General features: G+C 69.4%; 22 protein-coding genes and 1 tRNA gene. 13 read left to right on the top strand and 10 right to left on the bottom strand.

All coding sequences use genetic code 11. The features are described from left to right. Positions 1–77 precede the first annotated feature (77 nt). Entirely contained in the window at positions 78–1,847 is a 1,770-nt protein-coding gene (locus BM162_RS10850; protein WP_093421575.1) for an alpha-amylase family glycosyl hydrolase, read from the top strand. A gap of 85 nt (positions 1,848–1,932) precedes the next feature. Continuing rightward, on the top strand, positions 1,933–2,736 hold the full coding sequence (locus BM162_RS10845) for a hypothetical protein (RefSeq protein WP_093421572.1): 804 nt from the start codon (positions 1,933–1,935) through the stop codon (positions 2,734–2,736). Between the two features lie 3 nt (positions 2,737–2,739). On the opposite strand, the gene BM162_RS10840 is transcribed toward BM162_RS10845, so the two are convergent. Genes BM162_RS10840 through BM162_RS10805 form a run of 8 tightly spaced genes read right to left on the bottom strand, consistent with a single transcriptional unit; the run spans position 2,740 to position 12,060 of the window. Beyond that, positions 2,740–3,504, bottom strand: coding sequence for a TIGR04290 family methyltransferase (locus BM162_RS10840; protein ID WP_093421570.1), 765 nt, complete (start codon positions 3,502–3,504; stop codon positions 2,740–2,742). After that, the gene (locus BM162_RS10835) at positions 3,501–4,532 is read right to left on the bottom strand and encodes a UDP-glucuronic acid decarboxylase family protein (RefSeq protein ID WP_439332831.1); all 1,032 of its coding nucleotides are present in this window, start codon (positions 4,530–4,532) and stop codon (positions 3,501–3,503) included. Before BM162_RS10835 ends, BM162_RS10840 begins: the two co-directional genes overlap by 4 nt. A gap of 12 nt (positions 4,533–4,544) precedes the next feature. Next, a complete protein-coding gene (locus BM162_RS10830; protein WP_177215131.1) occupies positions 4,545–5,639 on the bottom strand; it encodes a CgeB family protein in 1,095 nt (364 codons plus the stop codon). Continuing rightward, entirely contained in the window at positions 5,636–6,727 is a 1,092-nt protein-coding gene (locus BM162_RS10825) for a CgeB family protein (protein WP_093421565.1), read from the bottom strand. Before BM162_RS10825 ends, BM162_RS10830 begins: the two co-directional genes overlap by 4 nt. Further along, the gene (locus tag BM162_RS10820; protein WP_093421562.1) at positions 6,724–7,842 is read right to left on the bottom strand and encodes a CgeB family protein; all 1,119 of its coding nucleotides are present in this window, start codon (positions 7,840–7,842) and stop codon (positions 6,724–6,726) included. Before BM162_RS10820 ends, BM162_RS10825 begins: the two co-directional genes overlap by 4 nt. Then, positions 7,842–8,948 carry a glycosyltransferase family 4 protein gene (locus BM162_RS10815; protein ID WP_093421560.1) on the bottom strand — a complete coding sequence of 369 codons (1,107 nt, stop codon included), beginning with the start codon at positions 8,946–8,948 and terminating at the stop codon, positions 7,842–7,844. The genes BM162_RS10820 and BM162_RS10815 overlap by 1 nt, the downstream gene beginning before the upstream one ends. Further along, positions 8,945–10,957 carry an SDR family NAD(P)-dependent oxidoreductase gene (locus BM162_RS10810; protein WP_093421557.1) on the bottom strand — a complete coding sequence of 671 codons (2,013 nt, stop codon included), beginning with the start codon at positions 10,955–10,957 and terminating at the stop codon, positions 8,945–8,947. The genes BM162_RS10815 and BM162_RS10810 overlap by 4 nt, the downstream gene beginning before the upstream one ends. After that, complete coding sequence (locus BM162_RS10805) at positions 10,954–12,060, bottom strand: NAD-dependent epimerase/dehydratase family protein (RefSeq protein WP_093421554.1); 1,107 nt, start codon at positions 12,058–12,060, stop codon at positions 10,954–10,956. The genes BM162_RS10810 and BM162_RS10805 overlap by 4 nt, the downstream gene beginning before the upstream one ends. Before the next feature lie 237 nt (positions 12,061–12,297). Here BM162_RS10805 and BM162_RS10800 point away from each other — a divergent pair, with 237 nt between their 5' ends. From BM162_RS10800 to BM162_RS10770, 7 genes are all read left to right on the top strand, one after another. Then, positions 12,298–13,299 carry an MDR/zinc-dependent alcohol dehydrogenase-like family protein gene (locus tag BM162_RS10800; protein WP_245759235.1) on the top strand — a complete coding sequence of 334 codons (1,002 nt, stop codon included), beginning with the start codon at positions 12,298–12,300 and terminating at the stop codon, positions 13,297–13,299. Continuing rightward, complete coding sequence (locus tag BM162_RS10795; protein ID WP_093421655.1) at positions 13,299–14,324, top strand: Gfo/Idh/MocA family protein; 1,026 nt, start codon at positions 13,299–13,301, stop codon at positions 14,322–14,324. Before BM162_RS10800 ends, BM162_RS10795 begins: the two co-directional genes overlap by 1 nt. Before the next feature lie 175 nt (positions 14,325–14,499). Continuing rightward, complete coding sequence (ribB, locus tag BM162_RS10790) at positions 14,500–15,612, top strand: 3,4-dihydroxy-2-butanone-4-phosphate synthase (RefSeq protein ID WP_093421552.1); 1,113 nt, start codon at positions 14,500–14,502, stop codon at positions 15,610–15,612. A gap of 1 nt (position 15,613) precedes the next feature. Beyond that, positions 15,614–16,156, top strand: coding sequence for a 6,7-dimethyl-8-ribityllumazine synthase (locus BM162_RS10785; RefSeq protein WP_093421549.1), 543 nt, complete (start codon positions 15,614–15,616; stop codon positions 16,154–16,156). Then, positions 16,153–16,617, top strand: coding sequence for a transcription antitermination factor NusB (gene nusB / locus BM162_RS10780; RefSeq protein ID WP_093421547.1), 465 nt, complete (start codon positions 16,153–16,155; stop codon positions 16,615–16,617). The genes BM162_RS10785 and nusB overlap by 4 nt, the downstream gene beginning before the upstream one ends. Positions 16,618–16,671: 54 nt before the next feature. Beyond that, positions 16,672–16,965, top strand: a complete 294-nt coding sequence (locus tag BM162_RS10775; protein ID WP_093421544.1) for a hypothetical protein — start codon at positions 16,672–16,674, stop codon at positions 16,963–16,965. A 374-nt stretch (positions 16,966–17,339) separates the two neighbouring features. Beyond that, positions 17,340–17,792: an MmcB family DNA repair protein gene (locus BM162_RS10770; protein ID WP_093421541.1), complete on the top strand. Its 453-nt coding sequence runs from the start codon at positions 17,340–17,342 to the stop codon at positions 17,790–17,792. Between the two features lie 3 nt (positions 17,793–17,795). Here BM162_RS10770 and BM162_RS10765 read toward each other — a convergent pair whose 3' ends face one another. After that, complete coding sequence (locus BM162_RS10765; protein ID WP_093421539.1) at positions 17,796–18,011, bottom strand: DUF6324 family protein; 216 nt, start codon at positions 18,009–18,011, stop codon at positions 17,796–17,798. Between the two features lie 162 nt (positions 18,012–18,173). Between BM162_RS10765 and BM162_RS10760 the strand changes: the two genes are divergently transcribed. Both BM162_RS10760 and BM162_RS10755 read left to right on the top strand, forming a co-directional pair. Beyond that, a tRNA-His gene (locus BM162_RS10760) sits at positions 18,174–18,250 on the top strand. Between the two features lie 216 nt (positions 18,251–18,466). Next, positions 18,467–18,925, top strand: coding sequence for a GNAT family N-acetyltransferase (locus BM162_RS10755; protein ID WP_093421535.1), 459 nt, complete (start codon positions 18,467–18,469; stop codon positions 18,923–18,925). Between the two features lie 4 nt (positions 18,926–18,929). Here BM162_RS10755 and BM162_RS10750 read toward each other — a convergent pair whose 3' ends face one another. Then, a complete protein-coding gene (locus BM162_RS10750) occupies positions 18,930–19,229 on the bottom strand; it encodes a DUF6476 family protein (protein WP_093421533.1) in 300 nt (99 codons plus the stop codon). Between BM162_RS10750 and BM162_RS10745 the strand changes: the two genes are divergently transcribed. After that, the gene (locus BM162_RS10745) at positions 19,228–20,268 is read left to right on the top strand and encodes an RluA family pseudouridine synthase (protein ID WP_093421530.1); all 1,041 of its coding nucleotides are present in this window, start codon (positions 19,228–19,230) and stop codon (positions 20,266–20,268) included. The genes BM162_RS10750 and BM162_RS10745 overlap by 2 nt on opposite strands. A 143-nt stretch (positions 20,269–20,411) precedes the next feature. Then, on the top strand, positions 20,412–21,308 hold the full coding sequence (rpoH, locus tag BM162_RS10740; protein ID WP_093421527.1) for an RNA polymerase sigma factor RpoH: 897 nt from the start codon (positions 20,412–20,414) through the stop codon (positions 21,306–21,308). The last annotated feature ends 28 nt before the right edge of the window (positions 21,309–21,336 follow it).

Genomic DNA, 21,336 nt, shown 5'->3' with positions numbered 1-21,336 from the left:
GAGGCAGGGCGAGGCGGGAACGGTGATGCGCGGCCCTTTGTTGACCGGGTGAAGAACGACCCGAGGCGAGTGAACACATGGACGAGATCAACCGACGCAGCCCCTCGACCCTGAGGCTGACGCGCGAGGCGATGATGGCGCGCGCCACCCTGCGCGACCCGATCGAGCCGATGACCCGGCGCGAGTGGTGGCGGGGGGCGGCGCTCTACCAGGTGTACGTGCGCAGCTTCCGCGACGCCTCGGGCGACGGGATCGGAGATCTGAAGGGCGTGATCGAGAAGCTCGATTACATCGAGAGCCTCGGCGTCGACGGGTTCTGGCTAAGCCCGATCAGTCCTTCGCCGCAGAAGGATTTTGGCTACGACGTCACCGATTTCCGCTCCATCGACCCGATCCATGGCGACATGGCGGACTTCGCCGCGCTGGTGGACGGGGCGCATGCGCGGGGTCTGAAGGTGCTGCTGGATTTCATCCCCTGCCACACCTCCGAGGAGCATCCGTGGTTCCAGCAAAGCCGCAGCGACCCCGGGGGGCAGTACGGCGACTGGTACGTCTGGGCCGACGCGCGCCCCGACGGCGGGCCGCCCAACAATTGGCTGTCGTCGTTCGGCGGGCCCGCCTGGACGTGGGAGCCGCGGCGGTCGCAGTATTATTATCACCCGTTCCTGACCTGCCAGCCGGCGCTGAACCTGCAAAAGCCCGAGGTGCTGGACGCCGTCATCGACGCCATGCGCTATTGGCTCGAGCGGGGGGCGGACGGGTTCCGGCTGGATGCGGTGCAGTGCCTGGCCTTCGACCCCGACCTGCGGTGGAACCCGCCGGAATCGTCGAAGGGGCCGGTGGCTCCGCTGGGCGGCGGCAAGAACAACCCGTTCCGCCAGCAGGCGCACCTCTATGACCGCGACGTGCCCGAGGCGTTCCCGATCATCGAGCGGATGCGCGAGGCGCTGAGCGATTTCGAACCCGAGCGCGTTCTGATCGGGGAACTCGCCGACGTGGACTCGGCCCGGCTGAGCGAGAAATACACCGTCGACGGCATGGGCCTGCACGCGATCTACGACTTCAGCCTGGTCAACGGGCCGAAGGACGTGGAGCCGCTGACCGACATCCTGACCTATCGCAGCTCGTACCTGCGGACGGGCTGGATGATGAACGTGTTTTCGAACCACGACTCCAAGCGCGCGGTCAGCGACCTGACCCATTTCGCCGAAGAGGCGGGTCTGCGCGAGGAGGCGGCGAAGCTTCTGATGTTCATGCAGTTCGCGCTGAAGGGCGGCGGCATCCTGTACCAGGGCGAGGAACTGGGCCTGCCGCATCCGCAGCTCGAGTACGAGGATCTGCGCGATCCCTGGGGCAAGGCGTTCTGGCCGGATTTCGAAGGGCGCGACGGGGCGCGGACGCCAATGCCCTGGACCGGACAGCCGCCGCGCTGCGGGTTCACCGACGGCGACAGCCCGTGGATCGACGTGCCCGACACCCATTGCGGGCTGAGTGTTGCCGCGCAAGAGGCGCGCGAGGACAGCCCGCTGCACTTCCTGCGCGATTTCCTAGCGTGGCGGAAGGACCAGCCGCTTCTGCGATGGGGTGGCGAACTGGTGCATTCGCCGAAGCTGGCCCCGCTGATCATCTGGGATCGGTTCGGCGGCGGGCGTACGATGACCTGCGTGGCCAACTTCTCGACCTCGCGGCAAAGCGTGCGGCTGGAAAAGCTCGGCGGGGGAGATCTTGTCTGCGGCCCCGGCATGAGCGTGCGCACGTCAGAGGTGGGGCTGGAACTGCCGCCGCTGTCCTTCGCCACGCTCGTGCGCGAGGGCGAGCCGGAGAAGCGCCACGGGCTGGACGAGTGAGCCCAGCTTCTGGTGCATCGGTTGACCGGCCCCCGGGCGCGCGTGTTACCCGGTTTGCCGGGCAGATCGAACCGGAGGGGAAGGCGTGAACGAGCTCGAGATCCAGGCATTGGGCATGTCCCGAAGCGGCAACCACGCAGTGGCGAACTGGATCTTCGCCCAGGCCGACGCTCCGAAGCTTCTTCTCAACTGCGCAGAGGGCAAGACCAACCCGTTCGAGACCTGCCGCCCGCTGTCGACCGGCGGCTTCGGCTGGCGTGGTGAGCCGGACTTCGACGTCGAGGCCGAGGCGGCGGGGCGTTTCGCGGACAAGGCGCTGCTGTTTCACAGCTACGAGGACAGCTGGCTTGCCCACGCCTTCAGCAAGCCGCTGGAAGAAAACCACGACACGTGGCTCGGGCCGTCGAAGCGTCGGGTGCGTCTTCTGATCCTGCGCGACCCGTTCAACCTGTTCGCCAGCCGGCTGAAGATGGGAGCGGCGTTGTCGCCGCATATCTCGCGCCGCATGTGGAAACAGCATGCGCGCGAGGCGCTGGGCGAGACGCGTAAGGTCAGGGACAAGGTCGTGGTCCTCTACAACCGCTGGGCGGTCGACCGCGACTACAGGAAAGACGTCGCCGGGCAACTTGGCCTGCGCTTCACCGACGCCGGCGCGGACGAAGTGCCGCGCACGCAGGGGGGAAGCTCGTTCGACGGCACGGCCTTCGACGGGCGCGCGGCCGAGATGCGCACGCGCGAGCGCTGGCGCGCCTACGAGAACGACGCCCGCTACCGCGCGATTTTCGACGACGAGATGGTGGATTTGTCGGCCCGGCTTTTCGGCCCGCCGCCCGCCTTCGCCGCACCCAAGCCCGAGGCCGGGGACGGCGCCGAAGCGACGCCGGCCTGACGCTCAGGCGCCGGCGATCTTCGGTGGCGGGTCGGCGGCGAAGTAGCGTTCGCCGCGGGTGCACATGTAGACCTCGCGCTCGGGGTGGGCCGCGATCTCGAAGCCGGACGAGCGCAGCATCGCCTCGACGGCGGCGCGGTTGGGGATGAACCAGTTGGTCGGGTCGTCGGAATACCGCTCCTCGACGAACCACAGCGTCGGCGCATCCTCGCGGCGAAACGGCGACCAGTCGTCGAAGTCGTGGTTCTCGGGCAGTTTCGCCACCGCCTCGGACCCGCGCTGCATGCACTGGAACAGCATCATGTCGCCGACGACGTGCTCGTGCAGCAGGTCGAGCGCCAGGAGTGGGTGGCGCAGGTGATAGAGCACGCCCATGAAGATCACGAGGTCGAAGCGCTCGCCCAGGCTGCCCACGTCGTAGACCGACATCTGCCGCAGCTCGATGTCCAGCCCCTCGCGCTCGGCGGCGAACTCGGCTTGGGCCAGGTAATGCGGGTCGCTGTCGATGCCGACGACGCGGCTCGCCCCCCGGCGCGCCATCTCGAGCGCGTAGAAGCCCGCGTTGCAGCCGATGTCCAGGACGGTCTTTCCGGTCAGGTCCTCGGGGACGACGTGGCGGAACCCCTCCCACTTGAAGCGGGGATAGTCGCCCAGGAAGTGGTCGGGGGCCGTGTCGATCCCGTCCAGGCGCATGTTCTGGAACCACGGCCCCAGCTCGCGGATGCGGCGGGCCGTATCCTCGCTCTTCGGGGTCGCGTGAAGGTTCATGCAGTCGCTCCCGCGGCGCGCGCGCCGCTTGTCCGGTTGGTTTGGGGAATCGGCCCGTGGCCGAGATGCAGGGCGAACCAACTCGCCGTCTCGGGCAGGCCGCGGTCGAGGCTGACCTTGGGCGACCAGCCCAGAAGCTCCTTCGCCCGGCTGATGTCGGGGCGGCGGCGCTTGGGGTCGTCCTCGGGCAGCGGGCGGTGCACGATCTGCGATCCACTGGGGATCAGGTCGCGTACCTGGGAGGCGAGCTCGGCGATCGAGAATTCCTGCGGGTTGCCCAGGTTCACCGGCGCGTCGGGGGCGGCGGAGACGTTCATCAGCGCCATCAGCCCGTCGACGAGGTCCGACACGAAGCAGAACGACCGCGTCTGCTTGCCGGTGCCGTAGACGGTCAGCGGCTCTCCGGCCAGGGCCTGCACGATCATGTTCGACACGATGCGCCCGTCGTCGGGGCGCATCCGGGGCCCGTAGGTGTTGAAGATCCGCGCCACGCGCACGTCCAGCCCGCGGGTGCGGGCATAGTCGTAGCACAGAGCCTCGGCCGCGCGCTTGCCCTCGTCATAACAGGCGCGCGTCCCGGTGCAGTTCACGTGGCCCAGGTAATCCTCGCGCTGGGGGTGCTGCTCGGGGTCGCCGTAGATCTCGCTGGTCGAGGCCTGCAGGAACCGCGCCTCGTGCGCCGAGGCGAGGTCGAGCAGGCGCGCCGTGCCCACGACGTTGGTCATCATCGTGTGCACCGGGTCCGCCTGGTAATGCGGCGGCGAGGCGGGGCTGGCGAGGTTGTAGATCTCGTCCACCGGCTCGCCGGGGTCCAGCGGTTCGGCCACGTCCTGGCGGATCAGCCGGAAGCCCGCGAAGTTCGACAGCGGCTCGACGTTCGCCTCGGTTCCCGTCAGGAAGCTGTCGACGCAGATCACGCGGTGGCCCTGCTGAAGCAGGTTCTCGCACAGGTGCGATCCGACGAAGCCCGCGCCGCCCGCCACGACGATGGTGCGCGGGCCCGAGTCGTTGGGTCTGATCATGTTCATCACTACTCTCCCTCACATGCCCACGGCCTGCGGCGCATCCGCCCGGGCCGACGACAAGGCCCGAACCAGATCACGCGCGCGGGCGCGGCCCGTGTGGGCCGACAGCACGCGGTCCATGCCGCCTTTACCGATCTTACGCCGCTCGGCGTCATTCAGATCTGTCAGCGCGCGAACCACGTCTTCGGTTGTCTCTGCTATGATCGCCGCCTCTCCGTCCGGCAGAAGCTCGCTCAAGCCGCGCCAGGCGTCGCTGACGATGGGGGTGCCGCAGGCGGCGGCCTCGAACAGGCGAACGCTGGGCGACCAGCCCATCCTCCGCATCGCCGCGCGGGTGACGTTAAGCGTGAAGCGCTGCGCGTTGTAGAAATCCTCGTGTTCGGCCGGCGGCAGGTGGTCGATCCGCTCGACGTTGTCCGGCCAGTCGATGTCGTCCGGGTAGCCCGGGCCGGCCACGATGAAACGCATCTCTGGCAGGCGGTGGGCCGGCTCGATCAGCAACTGTTCCAGCGGGGGCTGCCGGTCGGGGCTGTACGTGCCCAGGTAGCCCAGGTCCCATTTCTTGGGTGCGTCGGGACGGCTGGCATAGCGGTCGGGATCGACCGAGCAGTAAAGCGCCTCTGCCCGCTGCGCACCCCGCTCGCGTTCGAGGTGATCCAGCACCTCGCCGCCGGAGAACGAGAAATAGGTGTCGAACAGCGGGATCTGCCGGGGCGACAGGTACTCCTCGTCACCGGCATCCAGCTTGTCCATCGTCACCGGCGTGTCGATGTCGTAGAAGCACAGCAGGTTCGGCCGCATCTCGTGCAGCGCGTCGATCAGCCTCGGCCCCTCGGGGACGTAGGAACCCACGATCACCGCGTCGGCGGACAGCAGGCGGTCGCGGTAGTTCTCGAGCATCGCGGGGATGTCGTCGTAAAGCCGCAGTTCGCAAAAGTCCGGGTCCGGCAGGTCGCGGTGGGGCGCGTACCACGGCGCGTCGCGTTCCAGGAACAGCACCCGGTGCCCGTCCGCGTTCAGCCCCCGCAAAAGCGAGCGGAAGGTCGTGGCGTGGCCGTTGCCCCAGGAGGACGAGAGCGTGAGGCCCAGGATGACGATGTCCATGCTCACGACGCGGCCTCCAGCCTGGGGGCGTGGGCGCGGAACAGCGCGTCGGCCTGCTTGGCGCGGTCGGCATAGGTGTGCTCGGCCAGCACGCGGGCGCGGGCGCGCGCGCCGATCTGCTGCGGCGCGTCGTCGGGCAGGGTCTTGAGGATCTCCGCCACGTCCTCGCCGTCGCGGGCGACCAGGACCTCTTCGCCCGGTTCGAGGAACAGCTCGATCCCCTCCCACGCATCGGTGATCAGGCAGGCGCCGGCGCCGGCGGCCTCGAACACGCGGGTGGCGGGGGAGTAGCCGTTCTTCGCCATGCTGTCGCGCGCCACGTTCAGCACCATGCGCGGCGTGCAGTTCAGCGCGTTGTGGTCGGCGGTGCGGACGTGGCCCAGAAGGTGCACGTTGCGCGGCAGCGGATAGGCGTCCCAGCCCGAGCCGCCCAGCAGGAACCGGGCCTCGGGCGTCTGCTTGGCGGGGCGCAGGAAAAACTCCTCGACCCGCGCGTCGCGGTCGGGCAGGCGGTTGCCAAGGAAGGCGAGGTCGCCCCGGAACCGCTCCTGCGGCGGGGCGGGGTGGTGCGTGTCCGGGTCGAGCGCGTTGTAGATCGGCACGCACTCGCGCGCGCCGAGGTCGCGATACGCGCTCACGACCGGGTCGCCGCCGCCGTAGGTCAGCACGAGGTCCAGGTCGGGCAGGGTGCGTCGCAGAGGGTGGTCCGGCGCGGTCTGCATCTCGGCCAGCGTGGCGGGAGCGTCGACGTCCCAGAAGATGCGCAGCGCGTCGGGCCGCGCGGCTTTCATCACCTCGGCCAGCACCAGGTCGTCCTCGAACCCCACGCCACTGGCCTTGACCACGATGTCGGCCTCGGCGGCGCGGGCGGCGGCGGCCTTCAGCCCCTCGACCGTGCCGTCGTAGACTACCACGTCGCACCACGACGGCGGCTCGATGTCGCGATTGTTCTGTCGGTCGAGCACGTCGGGCTCGTAGAAGGTGATCGCGTAGCCCTCGGCCGCCAGCGCACGCAGCATGCCCCGGTAGTAGGTCGCCGCGCCGTTCCAGTAGGCGGACAGGATGCTCGAGCCGTAGAAGGCGATTGAGGTCATTCGGCGGTCTCCTTGGCGGGGGTCGTGGCGGGCGTCGCGAGCCGGTCGAGGATGGCGAGAAGCTCCTCGACCCGGTGGCGGCAGGTGTGGCGCGCGCGGATGGCGGCGAGCCCGTGCTGCGCCAGTTCTTCGCGCGCGGCGGGCTCGTTCATGAGCGTCGACAGGTGGCGCTTCATCTCGGCCCCGTCCTGCGCGATCAGGTAGTCGGTGCCGGGGCGGAACAGCCCCTCGGCGTCGTCCCACGGGGCCGAGACCAGCGGGATGCCGCAGGCCATCGCCTCGAACGGGCGGATCGTGGGAATGCCCGGCAGCGCCTCGACATACGGGCGGCGGGGGACGTGCACCGTCACCTTGAAGCGCGCGAAGGTCTCGGGCACCTTCGCGTTGGCGATCCAGCCGCCATAGTCGATGCCGGCGGCGTCCAGCCGCTCCAGCGCCGCATCTGGGTACCGGACGCCGTGGATTTTCGTGCGCAGGTTAAGTGTCTCGGCCGGTTCGATCAGGAACTCTTCCAGCTCCTCGGTCCGTTCGTCGTCCCCCCAGTTGCCGATCCAGATCAGGTCGCCCTCCTCGGGCGCCTCCACGGGGTGAAACAGCGCGTCGTCGGCGGCCTCGTGCCAGGTAAAGACCTGCCGGCCCCAGCCCGCGTCGAGGTAAAGCTGGCGCAGCGCCTCGCCGAAGGCCAGCACGCCGTCATAGCCCGACAGGTCGAGTCCGCGGATGTCGCTCTCGGCGCTCACGGCGCGGTGGTGAGTGTCATGGAACAGCAGCCGGAAGCGTCCGCCGGCCTCGCGGGCACGGCCGATACGGGCGACGAGCGCGGGGTCTGTCCATTCGTGGACCACCACGACGTCGGCACGGTCCAGCTCGGCCTCGTGATCGAAATCGAGGCCGTACTGGCGCGATTCGAGCATCGGGAACGTGCGGTGGAACTCCATCACCGGGGCCTGCCCCTGGTCGGTCACCAGGTTCACGCGGCTCCACGCGCCTTCGGGTTCAAGCGCGACGGCCTCGTGCCCCCGGCGGACGAGATCGCGCATCACGCCCCGCAGGAAGTGAGCGTTGCCGTGGTTCCAGTCCGAAACGAGCGAGTGGGTGTAGAAGAGAAATCGCATCAGGCGGCCTCCGTCGCGGGCAGTGTTGCGTAGAGGTCGAGCATGCCGTGGGTCTGCGCCGCCGGCGTGTAGCGGGCCGCGCGGGTCCGGGCGGCGGTGCCGAGTGCGCGGCGACGCTCGGGTGCGGCGGCGAGATGGTTGAGCGCGTCGGCCAGCGCCGTGGGGTCGCGCGGAGGGACGAAGACCGCCGCGCCGTCCCAAAGTTCGCGGAACGTCGGGATATCCGACAGCACCAGCGGCAGTCCGGCCCGCGCGGCCTCGGCCACGGCCAGGCCGAAGGGTTCGTGGATCGAGGGCGCGACGAAGGCGCCGGCATGGCGCAGGTGATCGAGCGCGCGGGCGTGGTCCATCTCGCCCGGCGCCTCGGCGTTGCGCACGTCGAGGTGCGTGCCGTTCCCGCCGGTCGTGGCGCCCAGCATCGTCACGGGCCAGCCGGTCATGCCGGCGGCGGCGTCGAGCGTCGCGCCGTCCTTGCCATCGTCCCACCAGCGGCCCATGGCGATCACACGCTCGCCGCCGGGGCCGTCGGCCTCTGGCGCGGAGGTGGCATTGTGCACCGCGCGCAGCTCGGTGATCGGGCCATAGGTCCGCTCCATCAGCGCCGCATGGGCACGGGAGGGGGCGACAACGGCGTCGGCCCGGTCAAAGCCTGCCCGGTTCAGCCGCGCCTGCCATTGCCAGTTCGTCGGAAGCTCCGTGCCGCGCACGGCGGCGAACCACGTGGCGACGCAGGAATGCGAGACAGCGACCACGGGCACCTGCACGTCCAGCCTTGCGGCCTGCGACGGGTAGTTCACCTGTACCACGTCGGGTCGGTGGGTGCGGATCAGGCGCTTCATCTCGGCCGGAACGTCGCGCAATTGCGCCTCGCTCTCGCACATCCAGTCAAGCGGCGCATCGCACCAGTCGAGCGTGCCGACCGCCTCGGCCTCCTGCTGCTTCGCGGCCTCGGGGCGGGGGCCGAAGCCGGCGAGCGTGACTCCGCACCCGGCGTCACGCAGGCCGCGCGCCAGGTCGATGGCGTAGCGCCACACGCCGCCCACGGCGTCGAGCGTCATCAGCACGCGCGGCGGGTGCGCGGAGGGTATCGTCAGGCAGTCGGTCATGCGCGCAGACGCTCCGGTTCCCGCGCGGGGGCGGAGGGTGCGACCCGGTTTTCCGCCAGCCAGTCGGCGAGTTGCGCGATCCCGTCGCGCCAGCCGACGCGAGGGCGCCATCCGGTCGCCTGCGTCAGCCGCGTGGTGTCGGCCACGAAGTAATGCTGGTCGCCCTGCCGCCAGTCACCGTGATGCACCTCGACCGGCCGGCCGATGACGGCCTCGATCTCGCGCAGGACGGCGACGAGGCTCACGGCGTTGCCCGGCCCGCCGCCCAGGTTGAAGGCCCGGCCCGAAATGCTGCCGACGTTGCCCATGACCGCGCGATAGGCGGCCACGGCGTCGTCCACGTGCAGGATGTCGCGCACCTGCCGGCCGTCGCCGAAGACCGAGATCGGCTCGCCCTTCAGCGCGCGGATCAGGAAGTGGGCGACCCAGCCCTGGTCCTCGGTTCCGAACTGGCGCGGGCCGTAGATGCAGCTCATCCGCAGCACCGCCGCCGGGATGCCGTAGGACTTGGCGTAGTCCAGCACGTACTGGTCCGCCACGCCCTTCGAACAGCCGTACGGCGTGCAGAAGTCCAGCGGCCGATCCTCGCCCACTCCGCGTGCGCGCAGGTCGGGATCGGCAGGGAGGTAACGGTCGTTGAGCGGCTCCATCTCCATGTCGTCGAGCGCGCCGTAGACCTTGTTGGTCGAGGCGAAGACCACCGGCACCTGCCGTCCCGTGGTGCGGATTGCCTCGAGCACGTTGAGCGTGCCGCGTGCGTTGACCTCGAAATCGTCAACCGGCGCATCCAAGCTGGTGGTCACCGCCGTCTGCGCGGCCAGGTGCACCACCGTCGCCGCGTCGTGCACGGCATCGCGCATGGCCTGAACGTTGCGCAGGTCAGCCGGGACGGCGTGCACGCGCTGGCCGTGCCGTTCGGCCAGCCAGGCGAGGTTCTGTTCCACGCCGTCGCGGCTGAGGTTGTCGACCACGACCACCTCGCGCCCGTCGCTGAGGATGCTGTCGGCGAGGTTCGAGCCGATGAAGCCGCTGCCGCCGGTGATCACCACGGGCTCGGCGGCACGGGCCACGCGCGGGGCGGCGAGCTCCAGCACGCCGTCGAGCCGCTGGAGTCCGCCGGACTTCAGCAGCCGGCCCAGAAGCTTCGGGTTGTTGTCCGCGTCCACGACACCAAGGTGGTAGTGGCGCGGGTCGAACCAGTGACCCTCCTGCACCGCCACCTCGGGCGGAAGGTCGCGCCAGGAATACCAATAGACTCGCTCGGCCGGGGCCGAGAGGCATTCGTCGAACCGCCGGACCTGTTCGATCTGGTCGCCGCGCCACGTGGAGTAACCGGCCTCCGTGATCCAGACCTCGGCGGTCTCGTTATAGCTGCGCAGGATGCGGCGCATCGCGTCGAGATGCGTGTGCCAGCCTTCCCAGCTGCCCTCTTCGCTGTCCCAGGTGCCGGGGAAGCCGTGGAAGCCGACGGCGTCGACCCTGTCGAGCACCCCGCGGCGACCCATCGTGTCGAGCCACACTGGATCGAAGGGGCAAGGCCCCCCCAGCACCGGCCTCCAGCCACGCTCGCGAACCCAGTGGGCCGCGCCGCCCACCATCTCGGCGAAGATCGCGCAGTCGGGGTCCACCCGCCAGTCCCAGTCGAGCAGGTTGTTGGGCTCGTTCCACAGCTCGACATGCGTGAAGTGTTCACCGTGGCGGGTGAGCGCCATGTCGATGAAGTCGGCGTAATCCTTGGGGTTCTTCGGCGGGCCCGAGGACTTGCCGGTGCGCGACAAGGACGGCGGCGTGTAGTGCACGCAGGGCAGCACGTCGAAATGCGCGCCCAGCTTCGGCAGCAGCCAGTCGTACCACTCCTGCCCGCCGGGCGCGTGGTACTCGGCCCAGGACAGGTGCGTGCGCAGGTGCTTCGCGCCGGACGCGACAAGGCCCGGCAGCGTTTCTTCGACCCGGTCGTGTTCACCGGGGCGGAACCACTCGACGAAGCCGTAGTCCGAGAGCCGTCTCATGTGACGAGCCCTCGTTCCTCCAGGTGCCGGCGCATGTCGGCGCCGCGGTCCTGCACGACCTCGCCGCGGACCCAGTCGACGAACTCGTCCAGCGAATCCTCGAGCCTCAGTTCCGCCTCGAAGCCCAGCATGTCGCGCGCCTTGGTGGCGTCGGCGAAGCAGTTGCGGATGTCGCCCGAGCGGGACTTGCCCAGGATTTCGGGCGTCAGTTGCGGCAGATCCATCGCGCCGGCCAGCAGCCGGGCCACGCCCGAGACGGTATAGGCCTGCCCGGAGCCCACGTTGAACGTCTCGCCCGCCGCCTCCGGTGTCTCGTAGGCCAGGCGGAAGGCGCGGGCCACGTCGCGGACGTGCACGAAATCCCGCTTCTGCTCGCCGTCCTCGAAGATCGTCGGCCGCTCGCCGTTCGCCAGGCGCGAGGCAAAGTTGGCCAGCACGCCGGTATAGGGATTCGACAGCGCCTGTCCCGCGCCGAACACGTTGAACAGCCGCAGCGCCACCGCCTCCGTCTCGTAAGCATCGCCGAAGATCAGCGCCTCGCGCTCCTGCGCATACTTCGTCAGCGCGTAGATCGAGGCGAGGTCCGGGCGCTTGTGCTCGTCCGTCGGGATCGCGGTCAACGCCTCGCCGTCCGGGCCGGTCGGGTTCCACTGACCGGCGCGCACGTCCTCGGGCCGGCGACGGATGGTTTCCAGCACCCGCCCGTCTTCGGTGGCATAGTAGCCTTCGCCGTAGATGCTCATCGACGAGGCAATGACCAGCCGGCGCACCGGGTGCTCCAGCAGCTCCTCGAGCAGAACCGCCGTGCCCAGGTCGTTGGCACCGACGTAACGGGCGATCTCATACATCGATTGGCCCACGCCGACCTCGGCGGCCAGGTGGATGACGCCGTCGCAGCCTTTCAGCGCCCCGCGCAGCCGCTCGCGGTCGCGCATCTCGCCCCGGATCAGGTCGGCGCCCTCGGGCAGGTCGACCTGCGTGTCGCCGTGAACCTGGTCGATCATCGCGTCGTAAAGGCGCACGTCGTAGCCGCGCCCGAGCATCTCTTCGGCGACGTGGCGGCCAATGAAGCCGCAGCCTCCGGTGATGAGGATGGTCGTCATAATCGTCCTTCGCTCGGCTGTTGAAGCTGTCAGGCCCCGAACCGGATGAAGCTGGAGAATGTTCCAAAGAATTCACCGACTCTGCCGGGACTTGGCGTGCATCCGCGGTGTCAGCGGCGGCTGACAAAGGGGCGCGCAGCTTCTTCCGGAACAGATCGCGGGGGCGCGGAATTGGGACGGTGAAGAAGCGGCCGCCGGGGCCTTCCCGCCGGCCCCGCGAGCATGCAGGAGGAACCCATGAACAAGCCCGCCAGCGATCTTGCGCACGAGGGCCGTGCGGCGCACATGCGCGCCGTCCGCGTGACCGGTCCCGGCCGGATCGAGGTCGTCTCGGCCCCGCTGCCCGAACCCGGCGCGGGCGAGGTGCGCGTGCGGCTGGAAGGCTGCGGCGTCTGCGCCTCGAACCTCGAGCCCTGGGCGGGCCCCGACTGGATGCAGTTCCCCACCGGCCCCGGCGACATGGGGCACGAGGGGTGGGGCACGATCGATGCGCTGGGCGAGGGGGTGACGGGCCTGTCCGAGGGCCAGCGCGTCGCCTGCCTGGGCCAGCACAGCTTCGCCAGCCATGACATCGTGGCGGCCGCCGAGGTGGTGGCGCTGCCCGCCGCGCTCGACGGTCAGCCGGTTCCGGCCGAGCCGCTGGGCTGCGCGATGAACATCTTCCGCCGCTCCGGCATCGCCGCCGGCGACCGCGTCGCCATCGTCGGCATCGGCTTTCTCGGCGCAATCCTCACGCAGCTCGCCTCCGAGGCCGGGGCCGAGGTCATCGCCATCTCGCGCCGCGACAGCTCGCTCGCGCTCGCCCGGCGGATGGGCGCGGCGCAGACGGTAACGATGGATGACAATACCCGCATCCACGAGGTCGTCGGAGAGCTCACCGTCGGGCGCTTCTGCGACGTGGTGATCGAGGCCGTGGGCAAGCAGGGCGCGCTCGACCTCGCCGGCTCGCTGGTGGCGACCGGCGGGCGGCTGGTCATCGCGGGATACCACCAGGACGGGCCGCGGCAGGTGGACATGCAAAGCTGGAACTGGCGTGGCATCGACGTGATCAACGCGCACGAACGCGACCCGGCCAAGTACGTCCGCGGCATGACCGAGGGGATCGAGGCCGTCGCCTCGGGCCGGCTCGACCTCCAGGCGCTGCTGACCCACAGCTACGACCTGTCCGAGCTCGACGCCGCCCTCGACGCCACGCGCGACAAGCCGGGCGACTTCGTGAAGGCCTACGTCACATGCTGATGAGCGACACGCGAACGACCGTCGAGACCGCGACCCGGAAGCCCCGCCTCGGCTTCGTCGGGCTGGGCTGGATCGGGCGGCACCGGATGGAGGCGATCGCGGCCTCGGGTCATGCCGAGATCGTGGCGCTCTCCGACCCCGCGCCCGAGGCTGTCGAGGCCAGCGCCGCGCTCTCGCCCGGCGCCGCGCGCTGCGCCTCGCTCGACGAGGTGCTGGCCGAGCGGCCCGACGGCGTCGTGATCGCGACCCCAAGCGCCATGCACGCCGACCAGACCATCCGCGCCCTCGAAGCGGGCGCGGCCGTGTTCTGCCAGAAGCCGCTGGGCCGGACGCGCGACGAAGCCGAGGCGGCCGTCGCGGCGGCGCGGCGCGCGGACCGGCTGCTGCACGTCGACCTGTCCTACCGTCACACCGCGGCCCTGCGCGCGATCCGCACCGCGCTGGACGCCGGGGCGCTGGGCGAGGTCTTCGCCGTGGATCTGACGTTCCACAACGCCTACGGCCCCGACAAGCCGTGGTTCTTCGACGTCACGCAGTCGGGCGGGGGCTGCGTGATGGATCTGGGCGTGCACCTCGTCGACATGGCGTTGTGGGCGCTGGATTTCCCCGAGGTGGCGGACGTCTCCGCCCACCTCTACGCCGGCGGCCGCCCGCTCGAGGACGCCGAAGCGCAGGTCGAGGATTTCGCCGTCGTCACCCTGACGCTCGCCACCGGCGCGGTGGTCCGGCTCACTTGCTCGTGGAACCTGCCTGCCGGGCGCGACGCGGTGATCGGCGCCGATTTCTACGGCACCGGGGGCGGGGCATCGTTCGCCAATGTCGACGGCTCGTTCTTCAATTTCACGGCCCACCTGCACGAGGGCACGGCCAGTCGCGCCGTCGCCGTGCCGCCGGACGACTGGGGCGGCCGCGCCGCGGCGGCCTGGGCGGAGAGGTTGGCACGCGATCCGCGCTTCGATCCCTCTGCCGAAAACCTCGTCCGCCTGTCCGGCGTGCTCGACCGCGTCTACGCCGGCCTGCGCTGAGGCCCCATCTTCGGTCTAAATATCCTCCGGGGGTGCGGGGGTGGAAAACCCCCGCTTCGCCGGGCCCCGACTGCGGGCCCGGTGCGACACCTGTGCGCGCCCGCGCCGCCGCCCGGTGCTCTGGCGTTCGCCGGACGGCTGCGCTACATGGCCCGCAACCACGGACCGGGGCGCCATGACCGACAGCACGAACGACGACTATTCCGACGCCATCTCCTCGGTCGAGGAGATCATCGAGGACGCGCGCAACGGCCGGATGTTCATCCTGGTCGACCACGAGGACCGCGAGAACGAGGGCGACCTGGTCATCCCCGCGCAGATGGCGACGCCGGACGCGATCAACTTCATGGCCACCTATGGCCGCGGCCTGATCTGCCTGAGCCTGCCGGGCGAGCGGATCGACGCGCTGGGGCTGCCGCTGATGGCGTCGAACAACTCCTCGCGGCACGAGACCGCCTTCACCGTCTCGATCGAGGCGCGCGAGGGCGTGTCGACCGGCATCTCGGCCCATGACCGGGCGCGCACCGTCTCGGTCGCCATCGATCCGACCAAGACCGGGGCCGACATCGCCACGCCTGGCCACGTCTTCCCGCTGCGCGCCCGCGAGGGCGGCGTGCTGGTCCGTGCCGGTCATACCGAGGCGGCGGTCGATATCTCGCGCCTGGCGGGGCTGAACCCCGCGGGCGTGATCTGCGAGATCATGAAGGAAGACGGCACCATGGCGCGGCTGCCGGACCTGGTGTCCTTCGCGCAGCGCCACGGGCTCAAGATCGGCACGATCAGCGACCTGATCGCCTACCGCCGGCGGCACGACAACCTCGTGGCGCTGCAGTCCGAAACGCAGGTGACCAGCGAATTCGGCGGCGAGTGGCGCATGCGCATCTATGCCGACACCACCCAGGGCGCCGAGCACATCGTGCTGATCAAGGGCGACGTGTCGGGCGACGACCCGGTGCTGGTGCGGATGCACACGCTCGACCCGATGCTCGACATGATCGGGTTGGGCGAGCCGGGACGCACGACCGAGTTCGGCTGCGCCATGCGCGCGATCGCCGAGGAAGGGCGGGGTGCTCTGGTGCTGCTGCGCGACCTGCACATGAAACTGGACGCCGACGACCACGTTTCGCCCCAGAAGCTGCGGCAGTACGGGCTGGGCGCGCAGATCCTGTCGTCGCTCGGGCTGTCGAAGCTGGTGTTGCTGACGAATTCCCCGACGCCCAAGGTAGTGGGCCTGGAAGGCTATGGGCTCTCGATCGAGGGCACCCGCCGCATCCCGCTGGAGAGCTGACATGGCTGGCGCATCGCATTACACCCCGCCGCTGCCCGCGTTTGACGAGCCCGTGAAGGTCCTGGTCGTGGTGGCGCCGTACTACAAGGACATCGCCGACGACCTGGTTGCCGGCGCGCTCGCCGCGCTGGAAGGCGCGGGCGCCACCGCCGAGGTGGTCGAGGTGCCCGGCGCGCTCGAGGTGCCGATCGCCATCCGTATCGCGCACCGGCAGTCGAATTTCGACGGCTTCGTGGCGCTGGGCTGCGTGATCCGGGGCGAGACGACACATTACGAGACGGTCTGCAACGACTCCAGCCGGGCGCTGACGCTGCTGGGGCTCGAGGGCGCGAATATCGGCAACGGCATCCTGACGGTCGAGAACCACGACCAGGCGGCCGTGCGCGCCGACCCGCAGGGCCAGAACAAGGGCGGCGGCGCGGCCGAGGCGGCGCTGCACCTGATCGCGCTGTCGCGCAAGTGGGCGCGCCAGACCAAGGGCGTGGGCTTCAAGCCCGGCAGCTACCGCGTGGCGGGCGACAACGAAGGACCGGCATCGGCATGACCAAGGCACCCGACAAGCGGCAGATGCGCTCGGCCGCGCGGCTTTACGCCGTGCAGGCGCTGTTCCAGATGGAGCAATCGGGCCAGACGGTCGAGAAGATCCGGCGGGAGTTCGAGGATTTCCGCTTCGGCGCCGTCTATGACGAAGACGAGATGGCGGAAGGCGACGTGGACCTCTTCCGAAAGCTCGTCGAGGACGCGGTGAATTGGCAGGCGAAAATCGACCAGATGACCCACCGGGCCCTGGTCGCCAAGTGGCCGATCGCCCGCATCGATCCCACGCTGCGCGCGCTGTTCCGCGCCGCCGGCGCGGAGTTGATCGAGGGCGCGGCGCCGCCGAAGGTGGTGATCGTCGAATACGTGGACGTGGCCAAGGCGTTCTACCCCGACGGGCGCGAGCCGAAATTCGTGAACGCCGTGCTCGACCACATGGCGCGCGAGGCCAAGCCCGAGGCATTCTGACCCCTTCCTTCCGCCGCTCCCGCTCCTAGATTGAGCGGTGGAAGGAGACAGACCATGCCCCGACTCGTCCGCTTCTACATCCGGCACGTCCTGATCGGCTTCGGCCTCTCGGCCGCCTTCGTGGCGATGCTGCTGTATTTCAACGTCGCCAACCTTTGGCACCTCGTGACGCATTCGCCCGACGGCCTTCTGGCCGTGGGCCTGCTGGTCATGTTCAACGGCATCGTGTTCTCGGGCGCGCAGTTCGGCATCGCCGTGATGCGGCTGGCCGAGGACGAGCGTCCCCCGCGCGGCGGCGTGCGGCAGTTCGACGCGATCCCTGTGCCGGTCGAGGATCGCCGCTGCTGAGCGCAAAAGCCTTCAAAAGGCTTTTGCCAAGTTCGTTCTGAACGAACTTGGCCCTTTGCGGTCGCGTGCCCCTGTCAGGACACCTTGCGAAGCTGTGGCTGGAGAATGTGACGGGACCACCGCAAACGTGGGGTTTTTAAATTCCCGAGGACCTGTAAGAACAGGTGGGCGCCAGGTAAACGGACCAGGATCCGCTCAGAGCCAGCTCCCTCGGAATTGAGTAAGGCCACCGGAATTCTCCCCTGCACGGGAAGGGCAGTGCCCGTCACGCGGCAGACTTAAGCCCGCGCCCCGGTGCCGGCAAGGGGGCAGCGCGAATTCTTCGTGGCGGTCCGCGCCTTGCATTTCGTTTACCTTTTGTTCACACTCTGATCATGCCAGACGATCACGCCTCCGAAATCAAACCCGGCCAGCTTCTGGCGCGCGGCGTGTGCCGGCACCTGCTGGGCCACGATTTCGTCACGGTCGAGGAACTGATCCCGGCGCCGGGACTGCGCGTCGACGTCATGGCGCTGGGGCCCAAGGGCGAGATCTGGGTGGTCGAGTGCAAGTCGAGCCGCGTCGACTTCACCTCGGACCGCAAGTGGCACTACTACCTCGAATGGTGCGACCGGTTCTTCTGGGCCGTCGACGCCGACTTCCCGGTCGAGCTGCTGCCGGACGACACCGGCCTGATCGTCGCCGATCCCTACGACGCCGAGATCGTGCGCATGGCGCCCGAGGCGAAGCTGGCGCCGGCCCGGCGCAAGGTCATGGTGCAGAAGTTCGCCCGGCACGCCGCGCTGCGCTGGCAGGCGGCGCGCGATCCGGGCGCGGCGCTCGGCTGAGCATCAGCGCTTGCCCTTGCCGCCCTTGTTGCCCTTGGCCATCTGCCGGGCGCGCGCGGCGGCGGCGCGGATCTCCTCGGCGATCTCCTCGGCCTCCTCGGGCTCGAAATCCATCGGCACCTCGATGCCGCTGCCCTCGACGTAGATGCGGACCATGCCCAGGGTGGTGGGGCCGATCTGCAGGTTGACTTCGGTGTCGGATTCGCTGTCGATGCCCATGTCTGTCTCCTTCGCACGGCGGCTGTGGGTACTCCGAGCCGCGCCGGGGCGCAAGATCCGCCGGCCGGTGGGCCGCCGCGACGGAAAGCGGCACGACCGTGCGCCGGACCTCTTGCAATCGGTTCGCGCCCTCGCTAAACCGCGCCCCACGCAAGACGCGATGCCGCCTTAGCTCAGTTGGTTAGAGCGCTGGATTGTGGATCCAGAGGTCCCCCGTTCGAGCCGGGGAGGCGGTACCACTCCCCCTCATCTTGATCTCGGCGCTGGCGTGGCCCTCTGATTCCGGAGCCGCCGAGGATATTGACGCGCCTGCGGCGCGACGCCGATGTGTTGCGCGCCTGCGGCGCGCGATGCCTCCGGCGGAAGTATTTCGGCAAGGAGAAACACCGGGGGCGGTTGATCACGGCGCGGCGTTGTGCGAGGCGGCGGGTTTTCCGTGGAGCGGGAGAGGTGACGTGTCAGACCTGACGATCCGACCGAACGTGCCCTTCGACCTGGGGCCGCTGGCGCGGCTTCTGGCGGACGGGAAGGAGCTCGCCCTCGTGAACCCGAACGCGCAGCGTCCCTTCGATCCGCGCGAATGGCAGGAGAAGTGGCTGAACGAGCCCGACGACGCTTCGTTCTACCTGGTTGACGGGACCGGGCGCGAGGTCGGCTTCTTCGCCCTGCGCGTGGGCGTCGGGCCCGAGGTGCGGCACCTGGCCTATGTCTTCGTCGAGGAGGCAGCGCGGGGCGGCGCGGGCGCGCAGCTGGCCGCGCTGGCCGAGGAGGCGGCGCGCAGCCTCGGCGCGCTGTCGATCACGCTGAAGGTCGAGACCGACAACGAGCCCGCCTTCGCCGTCTACGTCGCCGCCGGCTACGAGGAGCTGGCGCGGCGCGGCGGCATGGCGACGATGCGTCGAGACCTGGTCTGAGGCGTCAGCGTGGCTCGATCCGGACAGTCTGGCGCACGGCGCCGCTGCCCGGGTCGAGAATCAGGATCTCGTCCTCGGCCGTGACCACGGCGTACCAGCCCGGCCCGCGGGTGAAAGCCACGGCTTCGGTCCCAGAGGGCAGGGTGACGCTTTCGGGCAGGGGGATCCGGCTCGGATCGGGGAAACGGGTGACAAAGAGATAGATCAGGACTAAGAGGCCCGCCATCATCGTGCCGGTCAGCCCGGTCACGAGCCACTTCAGGAACCTGAGGTGGCGGTCCTGTCCGCTTGGAGTATCCGTCATGCCCGCCTCGCTCGTCCGGGTGATCCTTGCCGCCGACCCGCCCGGCCGCCTTGATAAGGCACTGGCGCGCGACGTGCCAGAGGATGCGCATCTGAGCCGCTCGCGACTGGCCCGGCTCATCGCCGACGGGGCGGTGACGTGCCGGGGCGTGGCCGTGACCGACGCCAAGGCGAAGGTGGCCGAGGGCGACGTCTTCGAAATCGCGGTCGAGGAGGCGGCCGAGAGCCATATCGGCCCCGAGGACATCCCCCTTGCGATCCTGTACGAAGACGACGACCTCGTGGTCGTGGACAAGCCCGCCGGCATGGTCGTGCATCCCGCGCCGGGCACGCCGGGCGGTACGCTGGTCAACGCGCTTCTGCACCATTTCGGCGGCGCGCTGTCTGGCGTGGGCGGCGAGAAGCGGCCGGGCATCGTGCACCGGATCGACAAGGACACGACGGGGCTTCTGGTCGTGGCCAAGACCGACCGCGCGCACCACGCGCTGGCCGCGCAGTTCGAGGCGCACGACGTGCATCGCCGGTATCTCGCCCTGTGCCACGGGGTGCCGGAGGTAGCCGACCCCCGGTTGACCGGTACACGGGGCGTGAGCGTCGAGCCGGGCGGCGTGGTCAAGATCACGACGGGGCTCGCCCGGCACCGGACGGACCGGCAGCGGCAGGCGGTGATCTTCAACGGCGGGCGGCACGCCGTCACCCGCGTGCAGGTCGAGGAGCGTTTCGGCCGTGCCGCGGCGCTGGTGGCCTGCCGGCTCGAGACCGGGCGGACGCACCAGATCCGGGTGCACATGTCCCATGCCGGGCACGGCCTGATCGGCGACGCGGTCTATGGCGGGCGGCGCAAGGTCTCGCCGGCCGAAGTGGGCGCGGCGGCGGCCGAGGCCGCGCGGACCTTCCCGCGCCAGGCGTTGCATGCGGCGGAACTGGGCTTCGCGCATCCCGCCGACGGCAGGTGGCTGGCCTTCGAGAGCGCCCCGCCCGAGGATTTCGCGACTTTGCAGGAAATGCTGCGCGAAGGATCGCTGCGCACAAGCGCGTGAGGATGTAAGGTCTTACGGACCCGTTACAAGGTGGCGTTCATTGTTTCGGGCAAGAACCGGGTGCGCACCCCCTTGAACTGAACCGATCGGTTCACATATGCATTCCAACCTCCCGACACGCGTCGGGGGAAGGAGGGACTGTCATGAGCACATACGCGAATCTTCCGGCCCCGAGCCCGGAACAGGGGCTTAACCGGTACCTGCAGGAAATCCGCAAGTTTCCGATGCTGGAGCCCGAGCAGGAATACATGCTGGCCAAGCGTTGGGCCGAGGATCAGGATACCGAGGCCGCGCACCAGCTGGTCACCAGCCATCTGCGCCTGGCGGCCAAGATCGCCATGGGCTACCGCGGCTATGGCCTGCCGCAGGCCGAGGTGATTTCCGAGGCGAACGTGGGCCTGATGCAGGCGGTCAAGCGGTTCGACCCGGAGAAGGGGTTCCGCCTGGCGACCTATGCGATGTGGTGGATCCGCGCCTCGATCCAGGAGTATATCCTGCGATCGTGGAGCCTTGTGAAGCTCGGCACAACCAGCGGGCAGAAGAAACTGTTCTTCAACCTGCGCAAGGCCAAGGCCCGCATCGGCGCGCTCGAGGAAGGGGACCTGCGCCCCGAGAACGTCAAGCAGATCGCCACCGATCTCGGCGTGACCGAGGACGAGGTGATCTCGATGAACCGCCGCATGTCGGGCGGGGACGCGTCGCTGAACGCCACCATCTCGAACGACAGCGAGGGCACTGCCCAGTGGCAGGACTGGCTTGAGGACGAGGACGCCAACCAGGCCACCGACTATGAGGAGCGCAACGAGCTGGAAAGCCGCCGCGCCCTGCTGATGGACGCGATGGACGTGCTCAACGACCGCGAGAAGGACATCCTGATGCAGCGCCGCCTGCAGGATCAGCCGGTGACGCTGGAAGAACTGTCGGGCCAGTACGATGTCAGCCGCGAGCGTATCCGCCAGATCGAGGTGCGCGCGTTCGAGAAGCTGCAAAAGCGCATGACCGAGCTTGCGCGCGAAAAGGGGATGATGGCGACCGCCTGAGGCGGACGTCCCCCGCATCGTACCTTCC

This window comes from Tranquillimonas alkanivorans (genome assembly GCF_900115595.1).
Classification (GTDB): Bacteria; Pseudomonadota; Alphaproteobacteria; order Rhodobacterales; family Rhodobacteraceae; genus Tranquillimonas; species Tranquillimonas alkanivorans.
This window is presented reverse-complemented; position numbering and strand designations above follow the sequence as displayed.

Coding starts and splice junctions, on each gene's coding strand:
- BM162_RS10850 (WP_093421575.1), top strand. CDS start 78: ATGGACGAGATCAACCGACGCAGCCCCTCGACCCTGAGGCTGACGCGC.
- BM162_RS10840 (WP_093421570.1), bottom strand. CDS start 3,504: ATGAACCTTCACGCGACCCCGAAGAGCGAGGATACGGCCCGCCGCATC.
- BM162_RS10835 (WP_439332831.1), bottom strand. CDS start 4,532: ATGAACATGATCAGACCCAACGACTCGGGCCCGCGCACCATCGTCGTG.
- BM162_RS10825 (WP_093421565.1), bottom strand. CDS start 6,727: ATGACCTCAATCGCCTTCTACGGCTCGAGCATCCTGTCCGCCTACTGG.
- BM162_RS10820 (WP_093421562.1), bottom strand. CDS start 7,842: ATGCGATTTCTCTTCTACACCCACTCGCTCGTTTCGGACTGGAACCAC.
- BM162_RS10815 (WP_093421560.1), bottom strand. CDS start 8,948: ATGACCGACTGCCTGACGATACCCTCCGCGCACCCGCCGCGCGTGCTG.
- BM162_RS10810 (WP_093421557.1), bottom strand. CDS start 10,957: ATGAGACGGCTCTCGGACTACGGCTTCGTCGAGTGGTTCCGCCCCGGT.
- BM162_RS10805 (WP_093421554.1), bottom strand. CDS start 12,060: ATGACGACCATCCTCATCACCGGAGGCTGCGGCTTCATTGGCCGCCAC.
- BM162_RS10800 (WP_245759235.1), top strand. CDS start 12,298: ATGAACAAGCCCGCCAGCGATCTTGCGCACGAGGGCCGTGCGGCGCAC.
- BM162_RS10795 (WP_093421655.1), top strand. CDS start 13,299: ATGAGCGACACGCGAACGACCGTCGAGACCGCGACCCGGAAGCCCCGC.
- ribB (WP_093421552.1), top strand. CDS start 14,500: ATGACCGACAGCACGAACGACGACTATTCCGACGCCATCTCCTCGGTC.
- BM162_RS10785 (WP_093421549.1), top strand. CDS start 15,614: ATGGCTGGCGCATCGCATTACACCCCGCCGCTGCCCGCGTTTGACGAG.
- nusB (WP_093421547.1), top strand. CDS start 16,153: ATGACCAAGGCACCCGACAAGCGGCAGATGCGCTCGGCCGCGCGGCTT.
- BM162_RS10775 (WP_093421544.1), top strand. CDS start 16,672: ATGCCCCGACTCGTCCGCTTCTACATCCGGCACGTCCTGATCGGCTTC.
- BM162_RS10770 (WP_093421541.1), top strand. CDS start 17,340: ATGCCAGACGATCACGCCTCCGAAATCAAACCCGGCCAGCTTCTGGCG.
- BM162_RS10765 (WP_093421539.1), bottom strand. CDS start 18,011: ATGGGCATCGACAGCGAATCCGACACCGAAGTCAACCTGCAGATCGGC.
- BM162_RS10745 (WP_093421530.1), top strand. CDS start 19,228: ATGCCCGCCTCGCTCGTCCGGGTGATCCTTGCCGCCGACCCGCCCGGC.
- BM162_RS10750 (WP_093421533.1), bottom strand. CDS start 19,229: ATGACGGATACTCCAAGCGGACAGGACCGCCACCTCAGGTTCCTGAAG.
- rpoH (WP_093421527.1), top strand. CDS start 20,412: ATGAGCACATACGCGAATCTTCCGGCCCCGAGCCCGGAACAGGGGCTT.